General features: G+C 67.4%; 5 protein-coding genes. All 5 read left to right on the forward strand.

Annotation, left to right across the window (positions count from 1 at the left end):
* Positions 1–71 precede the first annotated feature (71 nt).
* Positions 72–320, forward strand: a complete 249-nt coding sequence (locus GEV06_22615; protein ID MPZ20676.1) for a hypothetical protein — start codon at positions 72–74, stop codon at positions 318–320.
* Positions 321–408: 88 nt separating this feature from the next.
* A complete protein-coding gene (locus GEV06_22620) occupies positions 409–831 on the forward strand; it encodes a hypothetical protein (protein MPZ20677.1) in 423 nt (140 codons plus the stop codon).
* Positions 832–877: 46 nt separating this feature from the next.
* Positions 878–2,113 carry a hypothetical protein gene (locus tag GEV06_22625; protein MPZ20678.1) on the forward strand — a complete coding sequence of 412 codons (1,236 nt, stop codon included), beginning with the start codon at positions 878–880 and terminating at the stop codon, positions 2,111–2,113.
* Positions 2,113–3,660 (forward strand): efflux RND transporter periplasmic adaptor subunit, encoded by a 1,548-nt coding sequence (locus GEV06_22630; GenBank protein MPZ20679.1) that lies wholly within the window; start codon positions 2,113–2,115, stop codon positions 3,658–3,660. The genes GEV06_22625 and GEV06_22630 overlap by 1 nt, the downstream gene beginning before the upstream one ends.
* A 9-nt stretch (positions 3,661–3,669) precedes the next feature.
* Positions 3,670–4,218: CusA/CzcA family heavy metal efflux RND transporter (locus GEV06_22635; GenBank protein MPZ20680.1), on the forward strand; the 549-nt coding region annotated here is incomplete at its 3' end.

Below are 4,218 nucleotides of genomic sequence, written 5' to 3' on the forward strand. Positions count from 1 at the left end.
GAACGCGAATTCCTTTCAGGGTGTTTGCAGCACAATTGGGAATTCGCCAGCCATAGGTAGAAGTGTCGGCGATGCAAAATGGCGACACGGTTGTCGTTCGTGTCACCGATCACGGACCGGGCATCCCCGAGAGCGATTCTGAGCGTGTCTTCGAGCCGTTCTTTCGTGTCGATCGTTCTCGAACCAAGAGTACCGGTGGCTACGGCCTGGGCCTCAGCATCTGCAAGCGCGTGATGGAGGCGCATGGTGGAAGCATCGCCGTCGAGACGCACGCTCGCCGGGGAGCCTCGTTCGTCCTGACCTTCCCGAAGTCCGCGTGACGGCACAGTGCGATGGCGCATCCTCATGGGTGTGGGTTGCCGCTGCTGCCGTTCGTCGGTCCCGTCAGTCAGTTTGACTATACGGCTCGTGACCGATCATAATGCGGCCGTGGTGGGACGCTGCCGTGTCCGGAAGCTGACCGCGGGCCTTGCGGTGATGGGTCTCTTTGTGCTGGCGTGGCTGCCGAGAGAGCATCGTCACGTCACGCGGACCGACGACGGTCGGCATTCGGACGTCATCCACCGCCACTTCGAGCCACATCACCCGGCTGGCACGCACACGAGTGTCAGCCATGAGGATCATGACACGCAGTGGCTCGACTCGCCGTTCACCGGCCCAACGCTGGTGTCGCACGTCTCTCCCGTCAATCACCTCCTGTATGAGGACCCGCCGATCCCGCAGCCACCGCAGGCAACTCGGTGGGCGGCGGCATCCATTCACGTGTCGGTGCACGACCCGCCATGGGCTTCCTCGCACGGTCCCCGCGCTCCTCCCCTCCTCTCCGTCTAGCCTGATCTGACGGCCTCGCCCGTCGTCCATCCCGACTCAGCTTTTCATGCGAGGTGTTATGCGCAGAGGCTTGCGCTGCGCCGCGCTGGCGGCCGTTCTCGTGCCGTCGAGTGCCGGCGCGCAATCGTCGATGTTGACAGAGTCCGATGCCCTGGCGCGCTTGTCGACCGACAGTCCCCGCGTGCGGGCCATCCGCGCGGCGGTGGATGTGGCGCGTACCGATGTCCTGGCCGCGGGCAGATGGCCGAACCCTCGGGTGACCGTCAACCGGGAATCGGTGGCGGGCGTGACCGAGTACTTGACGATGGTGTCACAGCCGCTGCCGATTACCGGCCGCCGGGGACTGGACGCGCGGTCCGCCTCCTCCATGGTCGCCGCGACCTCGAACCGTGCTGACGATGACGTGCGGCGCCTGCGTGCCGATCTGCGACTGGCCTTTGCGGAGCTCGTGGCGGCTCAGACCCGGGAGCGTGCGCTGACCACTGCCCGCGACCGGCTTCGTGAGTTGGCTGAGGTCTTAGCGAAGCGCGAGGCCGCCGGCGATGCGGCTGGATTCGATCGGTTACGGGCGGAGCGGGAGGTCCTCGACATCGAAACGGACCGCGCGGTGGCCGCGACCGACCGCAAACGCGCACAGGCCACGCTTGCGAGCTTCTTTGGCAACATGCCTGACCCGACCCAAATCGAGGCGGTCAGCGCGCCGACGGCCGCGGCAGATCTCCCGTCGCTCGAAACGCTGCTCGAGCGAGCAGAGACGACGCGCGGTGAGCTTCTCGGCTTGCAGCGCGAGATCGAGGCGGCCGGTTTGGCCCAACGGGCGGCCGAACGACGTCTCATCCCCGAGCCAGAGATCGTCGCGGGTACCAAATCGTCGAGTGTGGGCGGCGGGGACGTTGGCAGTGTCGTCATGGTGCAAGCGGCCCTGCCGCTCTTCGATCGCGCGCGCCCTGAGCGCGCGCGGGCGGCCGCGACAGCCGCGCAGGCCGAAGCGCAGGCTGACGCGTTCCGGCTCGTGTTGCGCGGACAGATTGCCGCTCTCCGCGCGGCGGTGCTGGAACGGCGCCGGGCGGCTAAACGCTACCAGGCCGAGGCCGTTCAGAGCGCCGATGAGATCGAGCGGATTGCGCAGGTCAGCTATGACGCTGGCGAGCGCAGCATCCTGGAATTGTTGGACGCCTATCGAGTCGGAGCGTCGGCCCGCACACGTCAAGCCACGCTCGACCAGGCTGTGCGACAGGCGGAGATCGAGCTGGAATTTGTCAGCGGCTGGGAGATCCCGTGATGACCACGAAAAACGGATTGATCGGCGCAGCCCTCCTTGCCGCCCTCAACCTAGGCGGCTGCACGAGACAGGCTGACCCCGCTCAGGCAGAATCGCCCACGCTGGATGTGACCCACTGGACGGAGAAGACGGAGCTGTACATGGAGCATCCGCCACTTGTGGCGGGGCACACCGTCTTGTTCGCCGTCCACCTGACCACGTTGGCGGATTTCAAGCCTGTCACTGCTGGTCGCGCGAGCGTTGAATTCACCCCAGAAAGGCGCGGCTCACCGACGACGCTCACTGGTCCGAAGCCGTCACGACCGGGCGTGTTTCGCGTCGAAGGGGCACCTCCAGCGCCGGGGCGATATCGCTGTGCGCTGATCCTCGACGCGCCCGACCTCACCGACCGTCACGACCTTGGGGTCGTGACGGTGTTCGCCGACGAGCGAGCCGCCACCGCAGACGCCGAGAAGCAGTCGTCTGACGACCCGACGGCGATCGCATACCTGAAGGAACAGCAGTGGACCAATGACTTCGCGACTGCGCCCGTGCGCGAAGCGGCGCTGCGGATGTCGGTTCGCGCACCCGCCACAGTCCACCCGCTCCCAGGCGGCGAAGCAATCGTCGCGGCACCGGCGGCCGGCCGGCTCACGGCCGATGTGCTGCCGCCGATTGGCGGTCGCGTCCGTGCCGGTCAGGTTCTCGCCCGTCTCGAGCCGCGCCTGGCGACGGGCGCTGACCGTGCGACGCTTGCGGCCGAGGTCGCCGAGGCGCAGGCGGCGCTCGAGGCGGCACGCGTTGAGCAGCAGCGCGCCGAGCGGCTGCTGGAGGAACGCGCCGTACCGGCCCGGCGGGTCGAGGATGCCCGACGGGCAACGAACGTCGCGGAGGCGCGCTTGGACGCGGCGGAAGCCCGGCTTGCGCAGCGCGACGAGACACTCCGGAGCGGCGGAGGGGCGGCCGCCGGAAATGCGTTTGCCCTCCGGGCGCCCATTGCCGGACGCCTGGCGGAGGTGATGGCCACGCTGGGGGCCTCGTACGACGAAGGGACGCCGCTGTTCCGGATTGTGCGAACGGACCGTGTGACGTTGGAGGTGCAGGTGCCGGCGGCAGACGTGGCGGTGGCGCGCCAGGCTGCCGGCCTCGTACTGGAGATTCCTGGCCTCGCCAAGCCGCTCACCCTCGAGCCGAGCCAGGTACATGACGCCGGCGTCATCGATGCCACCACGCGGGCGTTGCCGCTCAAGATCGACATCGAGAATCCAGGCGAACACCTGTTGGTCGGTCAGTCCGGCACCGCGGTGCTCTTTACGCGAAAACAGCTGCGCGTGCCAGCCATTCCGCCAGCCGCCGTGCTCAGAGAAGCCGGACGGCCGTATGTCTTCGTCCAGATAGGCGGCGAGCTGTTCGCGCGGCGGTTCATTGAGATTGCGGCGCGCGACGGCGATCTCGTTGGCATCGGAAACGGCGTGGCGCCGGGTGAGCGCGTCGTCACGCGCGGCGCCTACGAGGTGCAGTTGGCATCCACCGCGACAGGGCTGCCGGCTGAAGGCCATGTCCATTGAGGTGATCCCATGAAGCGATTGATCCAATGGTCGATCGACCATCACTGGATAGTGCTCGTGCTGGCCATCCTGCTGGCCGGATCAGGGCTGTGGATCGCGCGCGCGATGCCGGTCGATGTGTTCCCCGATCTGACCGCGCCAACCGTCACGGTGCTGACGGAAGGCGGTGGCATGGCACCCGAGGAGATGGAAACGCTCGTGACGTTCCCCATTGAAACCGCCATCAACGGGGCCTCAGGCGTGCGGCGCGTCCGGTCCGCGACGGCGATGGGCATCGCCGTCGTGTGGGTCGAGTTCGACTGGGGCACCGATATCTTTCGCGCACGGCAGATCGTGTCCGAGAAGCTGGCGCTCGTGGGCAGCAGTCTGCCGCCACAGGTCGAGCGACCAATCTTGGCGCCCATCTCTTCGATCATGGGCGAGATCCTGTTCTTCGCGATCTCGTCGGACGTGGACGACCCGCTCGCGCTCCGAACGGCCGCCGATACGCTGGTCCGACGGCGACTCCTCGCGGTCGCGGGCGTCTCGCAAGTGACGCCCATCGGCGGTGCCGAACGG

Origin of the sequence: Luteitalea sp. (assembly GCA_009377605.1) — a bacterium.
GTDB lineage: Bacteria > Acidobacteriota > Vicinamibacteria > Vicinamibacterales > Vicinamibacteraceae > WHTT01.